This window comes from Paenibacillus sp. FSL H7-0756 (assembly GCF_038006765.1).
Classification (GTDB): Bacteria; Bacillota; Bacilli; order Paenibacillales; family Paenibacillaceae; genus Paenibacillus_AQ.
The window spans coordinates 171,769-193,035 of record NZ_JBBOVT010000003.1 but is presented as its reverse complement, the minus strand read 5'-3'; the positions used below and the strand labels follow the sequence as shown (position 1 = coordinate 193,035).

17 protein-coding genes and 2 rRNA genes are annotated in these 21,267 nt (G+C 53.5%); 5 read left to right on the top strand and 14 right to left on the bottom strand.

Annotated features, from left to right (window positions below):
* Positions 1 to 69: 69 nt before the first annotated feature.
* A 23S ribosomal RNA gene (locus tag NST04_RS26725) occupies positions 70 to 2,996 on the bottom strand.
* Positions 2,997 to 3,289: 293 nt separating this feature from the next.
* A 16S ribosomal RNA gene (locus NST04_RS26720) occupies positions 3,290 to 4,850 on the bottom strand.
* Together the 16S and 23S rRNA genes form the textbook arrangement of a ribosomal RNA operon.
* A 401-nt stretch (positions 4,851 to 5,251) precedes the next feature.
* Here NST04_RS26720 and NST04_RS26715 point away from each other — a divergent pair.
* Complete coding sequence (locus NST04_RS26715) at positions 5,252 to 5,377, top strand: DUF4023 family protein (protein WP_076161612.1); 126 nt, start codon at positions 5,252 to 5,254, stop codon at positions 5,375 to 5,377.
* Between the two features lie 133 nt (positions 5,378 to 5,510).
* Here NST04_RS26715 and NST04_RS26710 read toward each other — a convergent pair whose 3' ends face one another.
* Together NST04_RS26710 and NST04_RS26705 are read right to left on the bottom strand one after the other, a co-directional pair.
* The gene (locus tag NST04_RS26710) at positions 5,511 to 6,227 is read right to left on the bottom strand and encodes a hypothetical protein (RefSeq protein ID WP_341186981.1); all 717 of its coding nucleotides are present in this window, start codon (positions 6,225 to 6,227) and stop codon (positions 5,511 to 5,513) included.
* A 104-nt stretch (positions 6,228 to 6,331) separates the two neighbouring features.
* Positions 6,332 to 6,889, bottom strand: a complete 558-nt coding sequence (locus tag NST04_RS26705) for a GNAT family N-acetyltransferase (protein ID WP_341186980.1) — start codon at positions 6,887 to 6,889, stop codon at positions 6,332 to 6,334.
* 280 nt (positions 6,890 to 7,169) lie between these two features.
* On the opposite strand from NST04_RS26705, the gene NST04_RS26700 reads away from it, so the two are divergent.
* The gene (locus NST04_RS26700; protein WP_341188061.1) at positions 7,170 to 8,708 is read left to right on the top strand and encodes an acyl-CoA synthetase; all 1,539 of its coding nucleotides are present in this window, start codon (positions 7,170 to 7,172) and stop codon (positions 8,706 to 8,708) included.
* A gap of 98 nt (positions 8,709 to 8,806) precedes the next feature.
* On the opposite strand, the gene NST04_RS26695 is transcribed toward NST04_RS26700, so the two are convergent.
* On the bottom strand, positions 8,807 to 9,397 hold the full coding sequence (locus NST04_RS26695; protein WP_341186979.1) for a hypothetical protein: 591 nt from the start codon (positions 9,395 to 9,397) through the stop codon (positions 8,807 to 8,809).
* An 83-nt stretch (positions 9,398 to 9,480) separates the two neighbouring features.
* A complete protein-coding gene (locus tag NST04_RS26690) occupies positions 9,481 to 9,921 on the bottom strand; it encodes a HEAT repeat domain-containing protein (RefSeq protein WP_341186978.1) in 441 nt (146 codons plus the stop codon).
* Between the two features lie 201 nt (positions 9,922 to 10,122).
* On the opposite strand from NST04_RS26690, the gene NST04_RS26685 reads away from it, so the two are divergent.
* Positions 10,123 to 11,079 (top strand): NADP-dependent oxidoreductase, encoded by a 957-nt coding sequence (locus NST04_RS26685; RefSeq protein WP_341186977.1) that lies wholly within the window; start codon positions 10,123 to 10,125, stop codon positions 11,077 to 11,079.
* A 32-nt stretch (positions 11,080 to 11,111) separates the two neighbouring features.
* Here NST04_RS26685 and NST04_RS26680 read toward each other — a convergent pair whose 3' ends face one another.
* Entirely contained in the window at positions 11,112 to 11,822 is a 711-nt protein-coding gene (locus NST04_RS26680) for a DUF554 domain-containing protein (RefSeq protein ID WP_341186976.1), read from the bottom strand.
* 190 nt (positions 11,823 to 12,012) lie between these two features.
* On the opposite strand from NST04_RS26680, the gene NST04_RS26675 reads away from it, so the two are divergent.
* A complete protein-coding gene (locus NST04_RS26675; RefSeq protein ID WP_341186975.1) occupies positions 12,013 to 13,209 on the top strand; it encodes a nucleotidyltransferase domain-containing protein in 1,197 nt (398 codons plus the stop codon).
* Positions 13,210 to 13,546: 337 nt separating this feature from the next.
* Here the strand turns inward: NST04_RS26675 and NST04_RS26670 are convergent, their stop codons facing one another.
* The 6 genes from NST04_RS26670 to NST04_RS26645 all read right to left on the bottom strand — a co-directional run bounded on the left by NST04_RS26670 (position 13,547) and on the right by NST04_RS26645 (position 19,310).
* On the bottom strand, positions 13,547 to 15,343 hold the full coding sequence (locus NST04_RS26670) for an ABC transporter ATP-binding protein (protein WP_341186974.1): 1,797 nt from the start codon (positions 15,341 to 15,343) through the stop codon (positions 13,547 to 13,549).
* 13 nt (positions 15,344 to 15,356) lie between these two features.
* On the bottom strand, positions 15,357 to 15,815 hold the full coding sequence (locus tag NST04_RS26665) for a lasso peptide biosynthesis B2 protein (protein WP_036694594.1): 459 nt from the start codon (positions 15,813 to 15,815) through the stop codon (positions 15,357 to 15,359).
* Positions 15,812 to 16,117 (bottom strand): lasso peptide biosynthesis PqqD family chaperone, encoded by a 306-nt coding sequence (locus NST04_RS26660; protein WP_036694597.1) that lies wholly within the window; start codon positions 16,115 to 16,117, stop codon positions 15,812 to 15,814. The genes NST04_RS26665 and NST04_RS26660 overlap by 4 nt, the downstream gene beginning before the upstream one ends.
* Complete coding sequence (locus NST04_RS26655; RefSeq protein WP_341186973.1) at positions 16,114 to 17,052, bottom strand: aldolase; 939 nt, start codon at positions 17,050 to 17,052, stop codon at positions 16,114 to 16,116. Before NST04_RS26655 ends, NST04_RS26660 begins: the two co-directional genes overlap by 4 nt.
* A gap of 178 nt (positions 17,053 to 17,230) precedes the next feature.
* Entirely contained in the window at positions 17,231 to 17,356 is a 126-nt protein-coding gene (locus tag NST04_RS26650; protein WP_036694602.1) for a paeninodin family lasso peptide, read from the bottom strand.
* 28 nt (positions 17,357 to 17,384) lie between these two features.
* Entirely contained in the window at positions 17,385 to 19,310 is a 1,926-nt protein-coding gene (locus NST04_RS26645; protein ID WP_341186972.1) for an asparagine synthase-related protein, read from the bottom strand.
* Positions 19,311 to 19,655: 345 nt separating this feature from the next.
* On the opposite strand from NST04_RS26645, the gene NST04_RS26640 reads away from it, so the two are divergent.
* Positions 19,656 to 20,531, top strand: coding sequence for a GNAT family N-acetyltransferase (locus NST04_RS26640; protein ID WP_341186971.1), 876 nt, complete (start codon positions 19,656 to 19,658; stop codon positions 20,529 to 20,531).
* A gap of 67 nt (positions 20,532 to 20,598) precedes the next feature.
* On the opposite strand, the gene NST04_RS26635 is transcribed toward NST04_RS26640, so the two are convergent.
* On the bottom strand, positions 20,599 to 21,255 hold the full coding sequence (locus tag NST04_RS26635; protein WP_341186970.1) for a M48 family metallopeptidase: 657 nt from the start codon (positions 21,253 to 21,255) through the stop codon (positions 20,599 to 20,601).
* Between the last annotated feature and the right edge of the window lie 12 nt (positions 21,256 to 21,267).

The window sequence follows — 21,267 nt, the reverse complement described above, 5'->3', positions numbered from 1 at the left end:
ACAGCGTAAATGCTTCAGGAATTTGATTCCTGAAAACTGAATCCGAAACGAATCTGCGTGATAGAAATTTTGGATAAGCCCTCGACCGATTAGTATTGGTCAGCTCCATGCATTGCTGCACTTCCACCTCCAACCTATCTACCTCGTCGTCTTCAAGGGGTCTTACTAATTGGGAAATCTCATCTTGAGGGGGGCTTCACGCTTAGATGCTTTCAGCGCTTATCCCGTCCGTACGTAGCTACTCAGCCATGCTCCTGGCGGAACAACTGATGCACCAGCGGTACGTCCATCCCGGTCCTCTCGTACTAAGGACAGCTCCTCTCAAATTTCCTGCGCCCACGACAGATAGGGACCGAACTGTCTCACGACGTTCTGAACCCAGCTCGCGTACCGCTTTAATGGGCGAACAGCCCAACCCTTGGGACCTACTTCAGCCCCAGGATGCGATGAGCCGACATCGAGGTGCCAAACCTCCCCGTCGATGTGGACTCTTGGGGGAGATAAGCCTGTTATCCCCAGGGTAGCTTTTATCCGTTGAGCGATGGCCCTTCCATGCGGTACCACCGGATCACTAAGTCCGACTTTCGTCCCTGCTCGACTTGTAGGTCTCGCAGTCAAGCTCCCTTATGCCTTTGCACTCTGCGAATGATTTCCAACCATTCTGAGGGAACCTTTGAACGCCTCCGTTACTCTTTAGGAGGCGACCGCCCCAGTCAAACTGCCCGCCTGACACGGTCCCCGTACCCGATAAGGGCACCAGGTTAGAACCTAGATACGATCAGGGTGGTATCCCAACGGCGCCTCCGCAGAAGCTTGCGCTCCTGCCTCCACGGCTCCCACCTATCCTGTACAGATCGTACCCAAATTCAATATCAAGCTGCAGTAAAGCTCCATGGGGTCTTTCCGTCTTGTCGCGGGTAACCTGCATCTTCACAGGTATTAAAATTTCACCGGATCTCTCGTTGAGACAGCGCCCAAGTCGTTACGCCATTCGTGCGGGTCAGAATTTACCTGACAAGGAATTTCGCTACCTTAGGACCGTTATAGTTACGGCCGCCGTTTACTGGGGCTTCGGTTCACAGCTTCGGACTAAGTCCTAACCGCTCCCCTTAACCTTCCAGCACCGGGCAGGCGTCAGCCCGTATACTTCGCCTTACGGCTTCGCACAGACCTGTGTTTTTGCTAAACAGTCGCTTGGGCCTTTTCACTGCGGCCCCCTCGGGCTATTCACCCTACCGAGGCACCCCTTCTCCCGAAGTTACGGGGTCATTTTGCCGAGTTCCTTAACGAGAGTTCTTCCGCGCGCCTTAGAATTCTCTTCTCGCCTACCTGTGTCGGTTTGCGGTACGGGCACCTTCTCCTGACTAGAGGCTTTTCTTGGCAGTGTGAGATCATGACCTTCGCTACTGTAATTTTCGCTCCCCATCACAGCCCAGCCTTACGGTGTGCGGATTTGCCTACACACCAGCCTCACTGCTTAGACGGACATCCATCAGTCCGCGTCACTACCCTCCTGCGTCACCCCATCGCTCATAGCGGATTACGGTGGTACAGTAATTTCAAACTGTTGTCCTTCGACTACGCCTTTCGGCCTCGCCTTAGGTCCCGACTTACCCTGAGCGGACGAGCCTTCCTCAGGAAACCTTGGGCTTTCGGCGGATCAGATTCTCACTGATCTTTTCGTTACTCATACCGGCATTCTCACTTGTATACTCTCCAGCGCTCCTTACGGTACACCTTCAACGTATATACAACGCTCCCCTACCCCAGATACAAAGTATCTAGCCATAGCTTCGGTGGTGTGTTTAGCCCCGTTACATTTTCGGCGCAGAGTCACTCGACCAGTGAGCTATTACGCACTCTTTCAATGGTGGCTGCTTCTAAGCCAACATCCTGGTTGTCTGTGCAACTCCACATCCTTTCCCACTTAACACACACTTGGGGACCTTAGCTGATGGTCTGGGCTGTTTCCCTTTTGACAATGGATCTTAGCACTCACTGTCTGACTCCCGGCAAGAAGTAAATGGCATTCGGAGTTTGACTGAGCTTGGTAACCCTTGCGGGCCCCGCACCCAATCAGTGCTCTACCTCCACCACTCCATTCACCGAGGCTAGCCCTAAAGCTATTTCGGGGAGAACCAGCTATCTCCGAGTTCGATTGGAATTTCTCCGCTACCCCCACCTCATCCCCGCATTTTTCAACATGCGTGGGTTCGGGCCTCCAGTGCGTGTTACCGCACCTTCACCCTGGACAGGGGTAGATCACACGGTTTCGGGTCTACGTCCACATACTTAGTCGCCCTATTCAGACTCGCTTTCGCTGCGGCTCCGGCTTCTCACCTTAACCTTGCATGTTAAACGTAACTCGCCGGTTCATTCTACAAAAGGCACGCCATCACCCATAGACAGGGCTCTGACTTTTTGTAAGCACACGGTTTCAGGTTCTATTTCACTCCCCTTCCGGGGTGCTTTTCACCTTTCCCTCACGGTACTGTTTCACTATCGGTCGCCAGGTAGTATTTAGCCTTAGCAGATGGTCCTGCTGGATTCATACGGGGTTTCACGTGCCCCGCACTACTCGGGATCCGTCTCGGAGAGAATACCATTTCGGCTACAGGGCTTTTACCTCTATCGCGGGCCTTTCCAGACCTCTTCGCCTACCATATTCCTTTGTAACTCCATGTGAGACGTCCCACAACCCCAAGAGGCAAGCCTCTTGGTTTAGGCTGTTCCGCGTTCGCTCGCCGCTACTGACGGAATCACTATTGTTTTCTCTTCCTCAGGGTACTTAGATGTTTCAGTTCCCCTGGTCTGCCTCTGCGTATCCTATGTATTCAGATACGAGTAACTGCGAATTACCACAGCTGGGTTTCCCCATTCGGACACCCCCGGATCAAAGCTTGCTTACAGCTCCCCGAGGCAGTTTCGTTGTTCGCCACGTCCTTCGTCGGCTCCTGGCGCCTAGGCATCCTCCGTGTGCTCTTAGTAGCTTAACCTCGATTTTTCCGTCAGGAAACTATCGGACAATGAATTTCTTCAACGTCTGTATTTCCATCAAGATCATCGTAGCATCGCCATTAATTCAAAACTTGTTTACACAAGTTCAGCTTAAAGGAATGTTCTAAAACGCAAATTCGTTTCGGTATCCAGTTTTCAAGGATCAAAGGTAAAGATGAGAGCTTAAACTCTCAAAACTGACCAACGAGTGAGTAACAGGCCTAAACCTGATTGGTTTGGAAGTTAAACTTCCGATTTGAATGTCTTCATTGCAGAAGACGATTCTCCATAGAAAGGAGGTGATCCAGCCGCACCTTCCGATACGGCTACCTTGTTACGACTTCACCCCAATCATCTACCCCACCTTCGGCGGCTGGCTCCCTTGCGGGTTACCCCACCGACTTCGGGTGTTGTAAACTCTCGTGGTGTGACGGGCGGTGTGTACAAGACCCGGGAACGTATTCACCGCGGCATGCTGATCCGCGATTACTAGCAATTCCGACTTCATGCAGGCGAGTTGCAGCCTGCAATCCGAACTGAGACCGGCTTTGCTGGGATTGGCTCCACCTCGCGGCTTCGCTTCCCGTTGTACCGGCCATTGTAGTACGTGTGTAGCCCAGGTCATAAGGGGCATGATGATTTGACGTCATCCCCACCTTCCTCCGGTTTGTCACCGGCAGTCACTCTAGAGTGCCCAGCTTCACCTGCTGGCAACTAAAGTCAAGGGTTGCGCTCGTTGCGGGACTTAACCCAACATCTCACGACACGAGCTGACGACAACCATGCACCACCTGTCTCAACTTTCCCCGAAGGGCACCTGATGCATCTCTGCTTCGTTAGTTGGATGTCAAGACCTGGTAAGGTTCTTCGCGTTGCTTCGAATTAAACCACATACTCCACTGCTTGTGCGGGTCCCCGTCAATTCCTTTGAGTTTCAGTCTTGCGACCGTACTCCCCAGGCGGAGTGCTTACTGTGTTAACTTCGGCACCAAGGGTATCGAAACCCCTAACACCTAGCACTCATCGTTTACGGCGTGGACTACCAGGGTATCTAATCCTGTTTGCTCCCCACGCTTTCGCGCCTCAGCGTCAGTTACAGCCCAGAAAGTCGCCTTCGCCACTGGTGTTCCTCCACATATCTACGCATTTCACCGCTACACGTGGAATTCCACTTTCCTCTTCTGTACTCAAGTCACCCAGTTTCCAGTGCGACCTCAGGTTGAGCCCAAGGTTTAAACACCAGACTTAAATAACCGCCTGCGCGCGCTTTACGCCCAATAATTCCGGACAACGCTTGCCCCCTACGTATTACCGCGGCTGCTGGCACGTAGTTAGCCGGGGCTTTCTTCTCAGGTACCGTCACTCCGGTAGCAGTTACTCTACCGGACGTTCTTCCCTGGCAACAGAGCTTTACGATCCGAAAACCTTCATCACTCACGCGGCGTTGCTCCGTCAGGCTTGCGCCCATTGCGGAAGATTCCCTACTGCTGCCTCCCGTAGGAGTCTGGGCCGTGTCTCAGTCCCAGTGTGGCCGTTCACCCTCTCAGGTCGGCTACGCATCGTCGCCTTGGTGGGCCGTTACCCCACCAACTAGCTAATGCGCCGCAGGCCCATCCCCAAGCAGCAGATTGCTCCGCCTTTCATTCTCTCCTCAGGAGAAGAAAGAAATTATCCGGTATTAGCTACCGTTTCCGGTAGTTATCCCAGGCTTGAGGGCAGGTTGCCTACGTGTTACTCACCCGTCCGCCGCTAAGTTTGAAAGGAAGCAAGCTTCCTTTCAAACTCCGCTCGACTTGCATGTATTAGGCACGCCGCCAGCGTTCGTCCTGAGCCAGGATCAAACTCTCCAAATTGGTATTTAGAAAGAGCGATTGCTCATTTTGAAACATCTGACGAGAATTTACATTCTCATTTTTGGATCTCACCGAAGTGATCTCCAGATACTCACTCGTTGTTCAGTTTTCAAAGATCAAGCTCGTTGTCAGCGCCGCTCACTGCGTCACCAGCAACTCTTATAATATATCACATCCAGCCGATCAATGCAAGCTCTTTTTTCAAGTTCTTTTCGAGCTCGGCGTTGATGTTTCGCGGCCAGAAATAGAATATATCACGGATAGAGATTCATTACAAGCATTATTTTATAAACAACATCTCAGAATGATATTAGCCGCAAATGGACAGAATAACCGAATATCTAAACGTAAGCTATGGAAAGCCATAAGCCTGCGTTATCTAACCTTCTAGGGGGATTGTTATGGACACTCATGAATTCGTGGAGAAGTTCCAGGAGAATCAGCGTAAAGCGCTAAAGAACAGAAATCGCGGCAAAGGAACCCCAGGCGCAAGACTGGCCAACAAGCAGCATAGCTCTAACAAATAACAGTAACAAGCATGCCACAAGTGAAAACGGCTTTGCCGTCTCTTTTTTTAAAAACAAAGCAGGGATGTCTGCGCAGCCAGTTACGGCTCTGCGGACATCCCTTTTGCATTCTATTCTATAGAAGCAGTAGTAATTATTTGCTCAGTTTCGTTACACCTACAGCCACTTTCTCGATCTGTGCTTTGCTAAGTGATTTGTCAGCCGAGCTGATGGTTACAAAACGGTCTGCCAGCTTGAAGGTCAGCATTGGCGTATCCGAAGGGGTGTACCATTTCGCCTCAGTTCCATTGGAGAGCTTCACTGTAGTGCTGTCATAACCATCGGAATAGTCACGCGGCGAGACATTTACACGCATTTTATTGAACAGGAAGCTTACGCCGTCATCACCGCCCGCAACCTTCTGGAAGGCATCTCCGCTGACCATCTGTGTAGGGGCATAGGCTGTCTCAAAGCCCTCAAAGTTCGCAAACGCCTTAGCAATCTGCTCCTTCTGCGCTGCAGTGTATTGTACCGCCGTCAGCTTCACAGCTGAACCATTATCCGGCGTTGCGGCCCCTGTTCCAGTTCCAAGGATAACTTCATTCGTGGAGGCATTGAATGTCACCGGCACCTTAAGTGCATCTGCCATCGCCCGGACCGGAAGATACGTTGTATCCTTATAAGTGATTGGCGCCATTGTTTTGCCGTTGTTATCGACGGGGGTATAAGCCGCTCCGTTAACTTTGAACCCGATGCCGTGGTTAAGATAGGCGCTGATCTTCTGCATGTTCGTTCCTGCGTAGACCCCTGCTGAACCTGTAACGGCCATTCCGAATACCATAGTGGCTATGATCATTTTTTTGCTTTTCATTGAATATCGTCTCCCTTAGCCTGTGATGTTAGTGTGTTCCTTGCTATGAATTCATTAAACCATTAACTTGTTTCTAACTTGTATCCGGATTGTAAAGAAGTAATTCAAATGCTCACCCCATACACCTCTGTATACAAAATATCTCTGAATCGGCGGAACTCCTTCACCGTCACCGGCTCCGGGTAGGTCATAATCCGCAGCGGAAGATCAGCTTGTCCCGCACGCAGCGGCGGCTGCATATAGTCATAGGGATTCAGGTAAAAGCCCAGCCGCTCGTAGAATCCGATTCTTCTCTGTTCCAGCTCACCGTCCGGCGGCTCTACCTCAAGCAGCACCGGCTTGTCCGAACGCATAAGGTAGCTGCTCATCAGCTTACGGCCGATCCCTCCGCTCCGGCACCCGGGATTCACGGCAATATGCTCGATGAACCGCAGCTCGGGTAACTCCCATGCCGCCAAAAAAGCCAGTATCTCCCCCTCCGCATCCTTGCTGGTATACAGATGATAATTCGGCTGATCCAGCAAAGCCTGCTGCCCGCTGCGGGTTCTAAGCTCACTTACCGGAAAAGAGGCTTCCATGATAGCGAATATTTCATTGAATTCTGCTTCACTAATGCCTGCTTCATTAATAGATGTCTCAGTGATCATTGTATTATCGTCCATTGCAATGGCCTGCTTTCTGCCGCTTCGCTGCGTGAAGGGCTCTAATGTATGGTTCCCTTATCCGGTTAAAAATACCTCCAGGGAGTGTGTACGCATCAAGTTGTTTCAAAATAAAGACTGTCACAGAACATTCTCCGATATCACAGGGTCCGTTTAGCATCTGGTACTAGGAGAACGTGCTATACTGTAATTAACAGATACATCATTACTTATAATAGGAGAGGTTCATTTGGATAATCAACGCTGGATCGCACCTGAATTCTACAATCTCACTTCGGAGATGGAGCAGCATCCTGAAGACAAGATTGCAATTAAATGGTTACATGAAAACGGGAGCCTGGAGCAAATCACCTATGGTGCGCTCATGGCTCAGGCTAACCGTCTCGCCGGCGGACTGGCCGGTCTCGGACTTACGCAAGGCGACCGGGTCCTAGTCATGGTCCCCCGCCGCATCATCGCCTATGCGATATATCTGGCCTGCCTGAAGCTGGGACTGGCTGTTATTCCTTCGTCTGAAATGCTGCGGGCGAAGGATCTCTCATACCGGCTCCGCCACTCTGAAGCACGGGCCGTTATTGTCTGGTCTGAGGCTACCGGAGAAGTCAACAAAATCTCCGATGATCTTCCCGCACTGGACTACCGCTTGTCCGTCTCCAGCGGTGCGGCTGAGCCTGAAGAAGGCTGGATCGACCTGGAAGGTCTAATGGAAGGACAGGCTGATTCTTATCCTACGGTTGCCAGCCGCCGTGATGATATCGCCATTCTGGCCTATACCTCCGGAACCACCGGCAATCCCAAAGCAGTAGTTCACACGCATGGCTGGGGATATGCCCATCTGCGGATCACGTCCTCCCTCTGGTTCGATATCCGAGAGTCAGATACGGTCTGGGCTACAGCCGCACCGGGCTGGCAGAAGTGGATCTGGAGTCCGTTCCTGACGGTACTCGGCAACGGGGCCACCGGCTTCGTCTATAACGGAGCCTTCCATCCGGAGCGCTACCTGCAGCTGCTGCAAGATGAGAAAATCCAGGTATTATGCTGCACACCGACGGAATACCGCCTGATGGCGAAGACTGAAGGTCTGACAGACTACGATCTGTCCAATCTGCGCTGCGCTGTATCCGCCGGTGAACCGCTGAATCAGGAAGTGATTCATACCTTCCTGCAACACTTCAATATTACAATCCGTGACGGCTATGGACAAACAGAGAGCACACTCATCATCGCAGCGCTGAAGGATGAACCGATCCGGGTCGGCTCCATGGGCAAATCGATTGCCCCCGGCATTGTCGAGGTAATCGACGAGGACGGACATCCGCTGCCGGCCGGAGTGGTTGGTGATATCGCCGTACACCTGAGCATGCCTGCATTGTTCCAGAACTACTACAAAGATCCTGAGCGCAAAGCGAACTGCTCGCATGGGGAGTATTTTGTAACGGGCGACCGGGCACGCAAGGATGAGGACGGCTATTTCTGGTTTGAGGGGCGCGGCGATGACATCATCATCAGCTCGGGCTACACGATCGGGCCGTTCGAGGTCGAAGAGGCGCTGATGAAGCATACCCTCGTCAAAGAATGTGCAGTAGTCGCAAGCCCGGATGAGATCCGCGGGTCAGTCGTCAAGGCTTTTATCGTACTGAGGGACGGCCATGCCGGAACACCGGAGCTGACCAAAGAGCTGCAAGCCCATGTCAAGGAGCAGACTGCCCCCTACAAGTATCCGCGCAAAATCGAATACATTACGGATCTGCCGAAGACTACCTCCGGAAAAATCCGCAGAATCGAGCTGCGTGAGCAGGAGAAGCGCGCTAATCTGTAGCAAAAGCTACTCAGCCGAAATTATAAAATCCCCGTTCCTGCAGTGATGCAGGACGGGGATTTTTGTGTTTTTGGAATGCTAAGCACGCAGGGCGTACCTTACTCGGACCAATACTCCGCTTCCGGGTTGAGCGTAGCGCCTACTTCGCCTTCTTTTACCAGATCGCAATCCAGGTAGCCTTCCTCATCCAGGAAATAAACCTCCTGCTTATAGAATTCACACAGTGTCTCCAGGAACTTCTCCGGTGAATCGTACATCACCACCAGATCGCCGTAGTCGTGCAGCAGATCGCAGATCCGTTCCACGCCTTCTTCAGAGCGGTAGTAGCAGATATAATCACTTCCATAGTTCGTCAGCAGCGGCAACACGGTTCCACCGCCGGTATATCCCTTCTCCTGCAGAATCCCTGACAGTATCTTCACTTCATGGCCGTATTCTCCGATATGAATTAGCCGGTAGCCCGGAATGAACTCTAGCAGACTGGGATCTTCCTCGGCACCGCCCGTTCCAAGAACCGTATCATAGACCGCACGCAGAAGCGCAGGTACTTCGGGTGTAAACTCTAATATCGCATCGCTGCCCCCTGCCGGAGCTTCGCCCAGACTGGCGGTGTACCCGGGACGCAGCTGCGTGGACAGCTTAAGGAATTCCTGAAATGTACCGGTAAGCATGTAATCATCCTTTCTCACAAAAATATAGCGGAGCCATAAGGAACGCCCCTATCTCTCCGCCTGGTGCTGTCATGCTAATGTGCTATGTTATTGGAGATTGGTTACTTGGCAGCCGAAGCCCACATCTTCTCCAGCCACTGATCGAAATCCGCGCCCTTCTCGCCTTCATAGGCATCGTAGACATCAACCCGCATCTTCTTCAGCTTCTCTTTGAACTCTTCGTAAGAATGGTCCTTGGGCAGACTCTTTTTAATCCGCAGGATGATCTTGGACACTCCTTTGAACAGTTCAGCTTTGTTCTTCGATGGAACCTTGACCTCTTCGCCAAAAGCCACCAGCTTGTGATATGCGGCTTCTTGCACGGTATATACAGGATCGCTGATCATCAGCCGATTAAGGATATCGATAATTTGTTTGTGGTTGTAGCGGCCCAGCTCTTCTACCGCTTCAAGACGCGCTCTCCAGTCTGCGGAACGGCCGGCGGCTTTCTTCAGTTCGTCATAGTTCTCTGGCAGCTCTTGGATTACTTCTTCATTATTCAAGCGTTACAATCCCCTTCTTGGTTAAATCTGATATATAGAACGTTACTTAGTGCAATTCTACCGTACTGCGCTGCTTGATTTCAATCTTTTGTCCAAACATTCATGGAAAAGGACTTGGAGGACGGGTTTTGACTAACGATAGCTGTATGCGTATAGTATGTACCAAATCATCCGCCATTAGATAAAGGAGGCCCGCTATAGATGAAGGCCATTGCTATACATATGAACGGACCGCACGGCGATCTAACGGAGATAGAGCTTCCCCTGCCTGTTCCGGGTGAGCATGAGGTGCTGATTAAGATGTATTCGACCTCGGTGACTCCGGCAGATTGCAGGATACTCGAAGAAGCACGGATTACCAGCGGGGAACGCCCTGCTGCCAGTCCGTTCACTCCAGGCGTGGTTGTAGCCGGAATCGTTGCGGGCACCGGCGCAGGGGTGAGCCGCTTCAAGGCTGGCGACGAGGTATTCGGCCTGAAGACTGTAGCCGAGAGCGGAGGTTACGCGGAATATACTTTGGCTAAGGAGGATGAGCTTGCACTTAAGCCCCCGGGGTTATCCTTCACAGCAGCCGGGGTGTTACCCGCTGCCGGGCTTGCGGCCTGGCAGGCGTTGGCTGCCGCTAAGGTCGCAAGCCGGGACCGCGTGCTGGTGCAGGACGGTACTAGCGGAACCGGCAGCTTCGCAGTACAGCTGGCCAAGCTCAGGGGTGCTACGGTGATTACTACTGTCAGCGGTGATGATGAGCTGGATGTTGCCTGGGGCCTCGGGGCCGATCAGGCGATTAACAGCAGCGTGCAGGATTGTGCCGCGATTCTGGGACAGAGCATCGATGTGGTGATTGATACCGCAGGAGGCAGTGTGCTAAGCAGAAGCTGCGCGGTACTGGCTCCGGGCGGAAGGCTGATCTCCACTGCTGAACAGCCTGATCCTGCCTTGGCAGCACAGCAAGGAGTTACATCAGCTTATCTGACTCCCGTTGCCGATCCCTACCAGCTGAGCGAGCTGGCCCGGCTGACGGCCGGGCGGAAGCTGCAGCCGCTGATCGGCGGTGTTTTTCCGCTGAGTGAAGAAGGGCTGCGTACTGCACATGCACTTAGCGTAAGCGGAAGGGCGCGGGGTGTTATTGCTATTACGATAATTGAAGAGCAACAATAACGGGATTTTCTTTTTCCAGCGTAGAGAAGGTCTCAATTCACTTGAAAGTTATGTACCAGCACGACCAGCAGCACAGCCACCAGGATCCCGGGCAGCAGGTTGGCTACCTTGATCTTGGTGATCCCAAGCAGGTTCAGTCCGATTCCGATAATCATCACTCCGCCTGTAGCGGTCATCTCTGCAATACAGTCGGTCAGCAGCGCATCAGGCACAAACCGGGTTATCTGCGTAGCCAGTAAAGCGATGGCCCCTTGATACAGAACAACAGGAATGGCCGAGAACATCACGCCGATGCCCAGCGTTGAAGTCAGAATCATGGCAATGAATCCGTCCATGATGGATTTGGCGTAGAGGATCTCATGATTGCCTTTGATACCGCTGTCCAGCGCACCTAGAATAGCCATCGCTCCCACAACAAACACCAGGCTTGCCGTAACAAAGCCCAGCGAAATACTCCCCCGTCCGCCCGCCCCCACTCTGCGCTCCAGCCAATCGCCCGCACGGGTGAATTTGTCTTCAATGTTGATCCACTCCCCGGCCACAGCGCCGATCACCAGACTTAGAATGACAATGAGGAAATTCCCGCTTTTCAGACCCATCTGCACCCCTAGCAGCATAAGCGCCAGCCCAATCGCTTGCATCACGGTGTTCTTCATACTCTCCGGTATCCGCTCCAGCAGCTTGCCCAGCAGAGTTCCGGCAATAATAGCTATTCCATTCACGATTGCTCCGAGCAGTACCATTCTTCAGCAACTCTCCCGTCGATTCTTTTCTCTCTTAATCTGCATTATAAGGGCAGCCATCAATGTGGAGTCAAGATGATTCTCTGCTGGGAGGAATGACAGATTCCAAGACGCACCGGCGAAAAATTGACAAATTTCGGTTATCGATGGTACGCTCACTAATAGAACAACTCAGGTAAGGAGCGTCTCTATGACTGACCGGATGATTCTTAATCAGGCAAGCTTAACCAAGGAAGTACGCCTTATTCTTGCACTTCTGAATTCCGGAAATCCAGATGAGACGGCGCGGAAGCATCCGCAGTTGTTCACAGAGGTGAACTGGGACTTATTCGTGGAGCTGAACCGTCAGCACAGGGTGTATCCCTATCTCTATTCCAGGCTGAGTAAGATGGAGGAGAAGGTGGTCCCTTCTGACGTTCTGGAGCAGCTGAAATGGCAGTACCGCAGGAATACAGTGCAGATGCTCCAGCTTAGCGGTGAAATGAGCAATATCGCAAGTCAGCTGGCTGAGCTGAATATCCGCTGTCTGTTCCTCAAAGGTCCGGTGCTTGGGCAGGAACTGTACGGCGACCTGTCGCAGCGCACCTCCCGGGATCTCGACTTCCTGGTGCCGATTGAACAGCTGGAGGATGCTGAAACCCTGCTGATCCGGCTGGGCTATGAGAAGGAAGACAAGTTCGAGAGCCTGCTTGGCGACTGGAAATGGCGGGAGCATCATTCGACGTTCGTGCATCCGCTCAGCAATGTTAATCTGGAGCTGCACTGGCGGTTAGGACCGGGTCCCGCCAAAGAGCCTGCGTTCGACGAGCTCTGGCGACATTCGCGGACCAGCAGCACCTTCGGCCAGAATGTCCGCTATCTGGGGCCGGAGGATCTATTCATGTTCCTGGCTGTACACGGTGCCAGACATGCCTGGTCCCGGCTAAGATGGCTGCAGGACATCAAGATGCTGCTAATGGGCCAGCAGCCGCCCGACTCCGCCAACCTGGTCCGCTTACTACAGCGCTATGATCACAATGCCATAGGAGGACAGACGCTGATTCTGGCCAGAGAGCTGCTGGAGACACCCGTCGATTCCAGACTCGCCCCTCTGATGGACAGCCCCAAGGCCCGCAGGCTGGCGCATGATATTCTGTTCTATCTCCCGCGGATTGTGAATTTGAATACCCCTCCGCTGGAGCCGGAGGTGGAGCAACACTTCAAGCGGTATTTGCCAAGCATTCTATCCACCCGAAGCCGGATGCTCCGCTCCGCCAGCTTCCTGTACCCTTATGCTGCGGATGCCAAGACGCTGCCGCTGCCGAAGCTGCTGCATTTCTTGTATTTCCCGCTGCGGCCTTTGCTGTGGAGCTGGCGGAAGATGACGGGGGCGGAGAAGGAGATGTAGGCAGGGACAGCCATACCAAAAAGGCAAGTGCTGCGTTAGATTAGCAGCACTTGCCTTTTTACGGTTTCGGAGCCGGGTGGCGGTCAGCCAATGTAATCGGTTTTTCGATTACATTTGGGCCACAACCTCTGCGCTCGCCCAATGTGATCGGTTTTCCGATTACATTCGGGCCACAACCTCTGCGCCCGCCCAATGTGATCGGTTTTTCGATTACATTCGGGCCACAACCTCTGCGCTCGCCCAATGTGATCGGTTTTTCGATTACATTTGGACCACACACCCACGCAGCACCGAATGTGTTCGGTTTTTCGCCTACATTCGTGTTTTAGGTATACCCTTACCCGGCCTCTTCCTGCCCCTTCAATAGCCGGCTGAACATGCCGCCCTTCTCAGAAGCCAGACCGCTATAGACTCCCTGCTGGATGACCCGGCCCTGGTCAATGACCAGAATCTGATCGGCTCCACGGATTGTAGACAGGCGGTGGGCAATGACGATGACGGTCACCGATGCCTTAATCCGCTCCAGCGCCTCTTGAATCCGCTGCTCGTTCTCAGTGTCGAGCGCACTGGTCGCCTCATCAAGCACCAGAATCGACGGCTTGCGGATAATGGCGCGCGCCAGTACCAGACGCTGCCGCTCCCCGCCTGACAGACGGACGCCCCGGTCTCCGAGCAGTGTATCCAATCCGTCCGGCAGCTTGCGGACAAAGTCCGCCGAGGAAGCAAACTCCAGCGCCTCCCACAGCTCAGCTTCCTCCGCATCCGGCTTGATCATCATCAGATTATCCCGGATGGTAGCGTTGTACAGGAACGGGTCCTGCGCCACATACCCGATGGATCTCCGGTAGGACAGCAGCCGCTCCCCTGTGACCGGCTCGCCGTCCGCCAGAATCTCCCCGTTCTCCGGCTGCATCAGTCCCATGAGCAGATCGACAAGCGTGCTTTTGCCGGCTCCTGAGCGTCCAACAATCGCCGTCATCTGCCTGGCGGGAATCTGCACATTGACGTTCTGGAGCGAATATTGCGGCTCGTCCGCATGATAACGGAAATCGACATTCCGGGCCTCCAGACCGTACTCCAGCGTCATAGGCAGCACACGTTCTCCGCCTTGATCCGGCTCATGCTCGACAGCAGCCAGACATTCTTCCTGCAGCGATTGCAGCTGTTTGAAGGATGGCACTACTGAGGCCAGCTGTTCCAGCAGCGACTGTAGCGTCGAGAAAGTCGGCCACAGCCGGGTGAAGACGAGAATGACCAGCAGCAGATTCGGCCCCTGCACTTGCATGAACTGGAAGGAGACGAAGATAAATACAGCAATCAGCAACGTGGAGGACAGCTTATACAGGAGCTGGGAGTTAGAGCGCAGGCGTGTGTAGTCGAGCTGCTCCTGCTTGACCTCGCCGGTGAAGGCATGCAGCCACTCGAGGCGGGACTGCTCCAGATTATTGCTTTTGATATCCTTGATCCCGTTCAGCTGATCGGTGATACCGCCCAGATACGTCTTGCCCAGCTCCGTACTGCGGCTGCCCAGCCTCTTCGCCTTACGGATGAACCGCCGGGAGAAGATGGACAGCAGCGCCGCACAGACGAGCACCGCCAGTGTCATCTTGGGGGACAGCCAGAAGGCAAAGGCAATCTGCACCAAGGTGAACAACAGCGAAGTGAGAAACTGCAGGAAGCCGCTGATACCCGCCAGAACTCTGGCTAGCTCCGTGGTCATCATATTGATCAAATCAGAGGTGCGTTTTCTCAGAAAAAAAGACCACTGTGCCCGCAGCAATGCGCTATACACCTCATATCGCAGTTGCCTGCCATAGGTCTGCTGAATTTCTACATTGCGAATCGCTACAAACCTTGCAATCAGATTCTGACAGAGCACAATTAGAACGTAACTGCCCAGCACCAGCAGCAGCGCTGTGGATTGCGGCAGTTCACTGATGAATCCGAGCATAGGCAGATGATAGCCCGCCGCCGCGCCGCCCAGCTGAATGCCGGCCATGCCAAGCATGGGAACAAGCAGCAGTATGGCAGAGCTCTCCAGCAGACCGCTGATCACCATGCCCAGCAGATTAAGATACAGCTTCACGCCCGACAACCGCTGTAGCTGCCGGACGTAGTAGATTATGGCTTGCATGGACCCACCTCGATTACTCGGCTTGTAACACCTTCGCGAACTTCTCCACCACCACGAAGCCTTGCATAGCGTCATCCCCCGAGACATAATGGGCTCCGCTGCGCAACCAGGCGTGGGCAATCATTTTTCCCTGCTTATCGCGGGCCACCCCCATATAGAGGGTACTCTCAATCCCCCGCTTCTCCAGCATCTTCAGGGCGGCTACCGCCCGGACCATACAGGTGCTTTTCCAGGGAGTATAGCGGCTCATCACCCGGATCGCCTTGGTAATCTGCTGGATGCGGCGAATATCGGAAGTTCTGGATACTTCGGGAGTCTCCATGGATTTCACCCCCAGCTGCGGGGCGGTCCTGGCAAAGGGGAACAACAGCTGGATGCGGACCAGCATCAGCCGCCATAACGTCTCGGGAATCAGCGCAAGCAACGCCTTGTCATGCACCAGCAGAAGACGGAGCCGCCGGAGAGTCATCATGGCCCGCTAACGATAGAGACAAGATCCTCATTCAGCAGATTCTGTACAAAATCAATGACATCCTGCTGCGCCAGCTCTGCCGGTACCTCAAAGATCTCTTGCATCTTCCCGGCAATCTGCCGAATCGATACCGGTGAAGCCAATGCTTCCCAGATCTCACCGCCGACTTCGCCGAGGTTGTAGTATTTCCCGTTCTTCACGTTCAGCATGACCTTCTCACCGTCCATGTCACTTGCGATATTGCCTTCCCGTTGAACCAGTACCGACTCCAGCGACAGCACTTCTGTAGTATTCATATTCATAGGTTCGTCTCCTTCATCTTAGGCATAATCGTCTCCATAATCATTTCCGTCTGCTGCGGTGCACTGAAGCCCTGCTCAGGGCGGGTCAGCCGGTACATCGGCAGCCGGTTTACGAACGAGGCCAGCAGCCCAAAGTGCCATTCTCTGACACCCATCGGGTCGACCAGCGCTTTTTGATAAGTATGATTGTATAAGGTATGAAGCCGGTCCAAGCCGCTTATAGCCTCTACGGCCACCGGCCCGTCCTGCACCACAGACAGTTCAAAAATGCCGGCCAGCGGCAGCGGCTCACTCTGGAACCGGTCATGCACCGGTACCGCGAACTTGGTCTCCCGCTGAAACAGCGGACGGTACGCAGACGAATTCATTCCCAAATAGTCCAGGCTCTGCTGCCACAGCTTCTGCTGCGGATAACCTGGAACAGCTAATGGATGTCCATTATGCACCAACACGGGAATAACGTCGTCACTGACCAGGAGATGTCCCTGATCCATCAGATAGGAGGCAAGCGTGGATTTACCCGCACCTGAACGCCCCACCAGCGCATAGGCTTTATTGTCCAGCACAAGCGAGCTGCCATGCAGGGCCAGTATGCCTTTTTGCATCAATACTACACCCATACAGCTGCCCAGAATGAACAAGCGGATACTATCCGGATCGGCGCCTGCTGCTGGAGAGACTGTAATCGTACTGCCGTTCTGTATGGAAAAAATAGCAGTGCCCTTCACCATGAACATCACTTCATGCTCCGCGATGCCCAGGTTCGGCGTAATTTTCGGTATCGCTTCCCATCGTTCAGACAGAAGGCCTTCCACTACCGACAGGCTCCCTATCCTTCCGGGTTGATCCGTACAGGGGAGCTCCGGCAACGGGAACTCACTGAGGATATGCAGGCCAAAAGCCTTATAACCGAGGCATTGCACTGTGCCAGCCATACTGCTCACTCCATCTCAGTCAATTTCACCCGTTGTCTTGCGGATGACAAGTGGAAACGGCATTGCCGTCCTTTGAAAGGATGGTACCGTTTCGGAACGTTACTTCGGATAAAGGGATAGCCCTGATCCCCCTCCAGCAAGCTAAGAGGGATTAGGGCTGAGCGGTAATGCAGGAAGACTAGGAGTGACTAACGATTTCATCTGGATCGGCTTGGAACGCATCGGCAATGGATACCCCCGGGCCAGCCATAGTCATTTTCACATCCAACACTTCCAATGCAGGCTTGCTGTATTCCTTTTTCATCTTGTCACCCCCTTTCAAGAAACGTCCTTCAGGAGAGCCGCTTCAAAAAGCGGTAGAACACCAGTCCTCGCGTAAGAAGGCGGAAATCTGTGTTAAAGATTAATAATGGTTCGGGCTCACTACCCAGCCGGTCCAAGCATCCGGCGAGCCCGGGACGATTCAGATAAGACGAAGTACGGGGGTCTTGCAGCATCTCCCTCAGCTCCTGCTGGAACCTCTGCCACTCGGGCAGCATACGGGTAATGCCGTCAGCTCCCTGGATACCGCGGCGGGTCTGGTTAAGCCTGACCTTATCCGGCAGCCGCCCCTCCATCGCCCTGCGGATGAGCGAGCGGTCCATTCCGTTCTGGACGTATTGCTCCTCAGGCACCGACATACAGAAGTTGATGACACGCAGGTCATTCGTCGCATCCCGGTCCCAGACCCTGTACTTCAGCGACAGCTTGGTAGCCGCCGTTCCGTTCACATTCCAGACATGCGGCTGGCGGAAATGCTCTCTGCGGATATCGTACACAGTCTGGGAGGCTGGCGACTGGTCCAGCTCCTTCAAGCGCTCCTGCACCCCTGTCCGCCGGGCAAATTCAGGATGGATCAGCTCCGGCGGAGCCTCCTGCTTCCCGGTCATCAGCTGGCCCAGGGCAGGGAATACCTTGCGCCCGGCAATCTTCAGCATTCTTTTGCGGCTGACGCCCATCGAATGGCTGTACAGCTTATTCTCCCGGTAAAAGCGGAACCAGCGGAACTCCCGCAGCAGCTTCGCCTGGTAATCCAGCGCCGGCCCCCAGGAGATACTCCAGTTGCCCCGCTGTCCGCTGAGCAGCACACCAGCATTCTTCAGTCCGGCTTGTTCATATATGCCTCTCAGCCAATAGGAATTCTCTATGAATTTGTAGGGCATCTCCATAATATCGAGCCATTCGTCGATTTCGCCATAAGAGCTGCGGTCAGGAAAATTGTAAAAGCCAGGCTCAATATTCCCGACGTAGTCTACGGTCTCCTGAATATATGGACGCTCATCGGTCACCCGCTGGCCCAGCTTGAACCCTGTAAAGTGATCCAGGGGATATGAACTGAAGGTGTAGAGCGGCTTACCTTCGCTGCGAAGCGCCTCTGCCGCAAAGCTCACCACCGCCCCTGAGTCCAGTCCGCCGCTTAAGTTCGCACCCGCTTCAAGATGGGTACGCAGCCGGTCCCGGACTGCACGTCCGAACACTTCACGGAATGCCTCCTCATACTCGCCATTGCTGCGCAGCCGGAGTGGAGACGGGGTCTGGAAGGTGTAATACCTGGAGAAGGTTATCCCCTTCGCGCTGACTGTCATTGAATGCGCCGGGGGCAGCTGCTCCACACCCTGATAGACCGTGGAGAACATATCCGCGACATCCATCCGGCCCTGGCCTGCCAGGTATTCAGAGATCCAGCCTTCATGCAGTGCGTGTGTTCCATCCATTAGCGTGAGCAAGGGATGAATCACGGTGCAGAAGGAGAACTGTCTGCCAGAGCGGTGAAAGTACAGCGTCCGGCTCCCCGAGAAATCCCTCGCTCCAAACAGCGTCTGCCTGCCGGCATCCCAGATCATGAAGGCAAAATCTCCGACCAGATGCACCGGAGCCTGATCTCCCCATTTCTCATAGGCCAGAAGAATCAGCAGACTGTCCGGCATCGACTCCTGATCCTCCCGGACCACCTGAAGTTGTCCGAAGAGTTCGCTGCGGTTATCAATGATGGCGTCCGCTACGACCGCCAGCTTCCGCTGCGGATCATAATAGGGAAGCACCTCGCCCCGTGACTGCGGAGTAATCCACTGTGCGTGGCACCCGAGGAACAGCCCTTCCGTATTCCAGCCCCGGGCATCATCCGCCGGATAACGCTGCAGCTCCTGCATCAGTCGCAGGCCAAGCTCCGGGTCCAGCGGCCCATGCTGCATAGAATAGATCCCGGCGATTGCACTCATGGGTTACCTCCAGCTGTCTATAATTTCGCTACCGTTTCATTACTAGGTTCAATACAACAGGTTCTTAATAGTGAACACTTCTTATTACCTAAGATAACGTTCTTGCCATTAAATGTGAATAGTACCTGAGAGTACTTTTAGGTATCCTTTAGCGTATTGACTATAGTTAAAATCTATGGTATTAAAACCCTGAAATATGACCTATGGTATATAATGGCTTATACTAAAAGTGACTGATTCACCAACGGATTATTTAATTCAACTTAACTAATACCTGTCTAACGGAGATGGAGTTTAATATAATAGGGGTTAAACTTTCACCACGATACAGAAGGAGCAACTACCATGGATAGCTTTAAATTTGTCTACAATTATAAAGATATAGCTCCGCTGCGCAGCAGCTTTTTCGAGCTGGCAAAAGATACGTTCGGGCTGGAGCTGGAGCGCTGGTATGAGGAGGGCTTCTGGACGGATAAGTACGTTCCTTATTCTTATGCGGAGGGGAGCCGGATCGTGGCGAATGTCTCGGTGAATTTAATAGAGCTAACCATTAATGGAGTGAAGTTCCCTGCCGTGCAGATCGGCACGGTGATGACTCATCCCGACTACAGAGGACGGGGCCTGTCTGCCCGGTTGATGGACAAGGTGCTGGAGGAGTATGGACAAGCGTGTGAACTCATGTATCTTTTTGCCAATGAGTCAGTCTTGGAGTTCTATCCTAAGTTCGGCTTCCACCCGGTGGAAGAGCAGATCTTCTCCATAGCCTGCCCCGGAGGTGCAGCAGGATCTGCAGCAATCCGCAAACTGGATCTTGCCAACCCGCATGATCTGAGCCTGGTCTCTACTCTCGGAGCGAAGCGGATACCGGTATCTGAGCGTCTTGGCGTCAGCGGTGCCCATGGACTCCTGATGTTCTACTGCCTGAATGTGTTCAGCGATCAACTCTACTATTTGGAGGACGAGAATCTCATTGCCATCTGCCAGCAGGAGAATGGGCAGCTTGAGCTTTTCGATCTGATCAGCACACAGCCCGTCTCCTGCCGCGACATCGCCCTGAAGCTTGCGGACAGCGACACGGAGACGATCATCTTCCACTTCACCCCGGATGACCCTGGCCTGGAGTTGTCAGGCACCAGCCATTCAGAGGGCCTATTCGTCCGCACTCAGGGCGGGCAGCAGTATCCTGCTAACGTCAAGCATCCGGCTACTTCCATCGCCTAGTGAAGCATCGGATTGCAATATGTGAGAACAGCTTTAACTAAGTCGCTTGCTGAAGGTGTGCCATAGGTCACAGCGTCATAAACTGCCCCTGCCGGGCCAGGTACGCTTCCTTCTCCTTATAGTCCGGCATGATACTTCCCAGGCGCCGCCAAAAGGAACGGTCATGATTCATATGCAGCAGATGACACAGCTCATGAATGATGACATAGTCGATCACTTCAGGCGGCGCCATGGCCAGGCGATAGTTGAACGTCAGCTTGCCGTCAAAGCTGCAGCTCCCCCACTTGGTCCGCGATTCCACAATATCGACACTCTTCGGCTTCACTCTGAGCTGCGTCTGATAGGGCTTGATGCGCTCTGCGATGATTTTTTTCAGACTGGCCGTATAGAACTTCTTCAGCGCAAGCTTCAGCTCCTCCGCATCCGCCTGCCGTTCCCCAATCAGCTCATGCAGCGCATATTCCTTCCCCAAGTACAAGAAGGCTTCTTCGCCGCCCTCATAAGCCTTAACCTTCGGCACCTGCCGGGCCGCGGCATTGCTGCGCAGCTTCTCCAGAATCTTCGGGCCTAGACTTGCTACCGCACCGAGGATCGTCTCTTCACTCGTTCCCTTGGGCGCTTTAACGGTAATGAGATCCGAGCCGTCCACCGTTACGGAAAGCTTCTTGCGCTTGGCATACTGGACATGTAACGTCACCATCTGATCTTCTAGTTGAATCTGCATAGCCACCATCGT

Excerpts from the sequence above, each read along its gene's own strand:
- NST04_RS26715 (WP_076161612.1), top strand. The coding sequence starts at position 5,252 with ATGGACACTCATGAATTCGTGGAGAAGTTCCAGGAGAATCAGCGTAAA.
- NST04_RS26710 (WP_341186981.1), bottom strand. The coding sequence starts at position 6,227 with ATGAAAAGCAAAAAAATGATCATAGCCACTATGGTATTCGGAATGGCC.
- NST04_RS26705 (WP_341186980.1), bottom strand. The coding sequence starts at position 6,889 with ATGGACGATAATACAATGATCACTGAGACATCTATTAATGAAGCAGGC.
- NST04_RS26700 (WP_341188061.1), top strand. The coding sequence starts at position 7,170 with ATGGAGCAGCATCCTGAAGACAAGATTGCAATTAAATGGTTACATGAA.
- NST04_RS26685 (WP_341186977.1), top strand. The coding sequence starts at position 10,123 with ATGAAGGCCATTGCTATACATATGAACGGACCGCACGGCGATCTAACG.
- NST04_RS26680 (WP_341186976.1), bottom strand. The coding sequence starts at position 11,822 with ATGGTACTGCTCGGAGCAATCGTGAATGGAATAGCTATTATTGCCGGA.
- NST04_RS26675 (WP_341186975.1), top strand. The coding sequence starts at position 12,013 with ATGACTGACCGGATGATTCTTAATCAGGCAAGCTTAACCAAGGAAGTA.
- NST04_RS26670 (WP_341186974.1), bottom strand. The coding sequence starts at position 15,343 with ATGCAAGCCATAATCTACTACGTCCGGCAGCTACAGCGGTTGTCGGGC.
- NST04_RS26665 (WP_036694594.1), bottom strand. The coding sequence starts at position 15,815 with ATGATGACTCTCCGGCGGCTCCGTCTTCTGCTGGTGCATGACAAGGCG.
- NST04_RS26660 (WP_036694597.1), bottom strand. The coding sequence starts at position 16,117 with ATGAATATGAATACTACAGAAGTGCTGTCGCTGGAGTCGGTACTGGTT.
- NST04_RS26655 (WP_341186973.1), bottom strand. The coding sequence starts at position 17,052 with ATGGCTGGCACAGTGCAATGCCTCGGTTATAAGGCTTTTGGCCTGCAT.
- NST04_RS26650 (WP_036694602.1), bottom strand. The coding sequence starts at position 17,356 with ATGAAAAAGGAATACAGCAAGCCTGCATTGGAAGTGTTGGATGTGAAA.
- NST04_RS26645 (WP_341186972.1), bottom strand. The coding sequence starts at position 19,310 with ATGAGTGCAATCGCCGGGATCTATTCTATGCAGCATGGGCCGCTGGAC.
- NST04_RS26640 (WP_341186971.1), top strand. The coding sequence starts at position 19,656 with ATGGATAGCTTTAAATTTGTCTACAATTATAAAGATATAGCTCCGCTG.
- NST04_RS26635 (WP_341186970.1), bottom strand. The coding sequence starts at position 21,255 with ATGCAGATTCAACTAGAAGATCAGATGGTGACGTTACATGTCCAGTAT.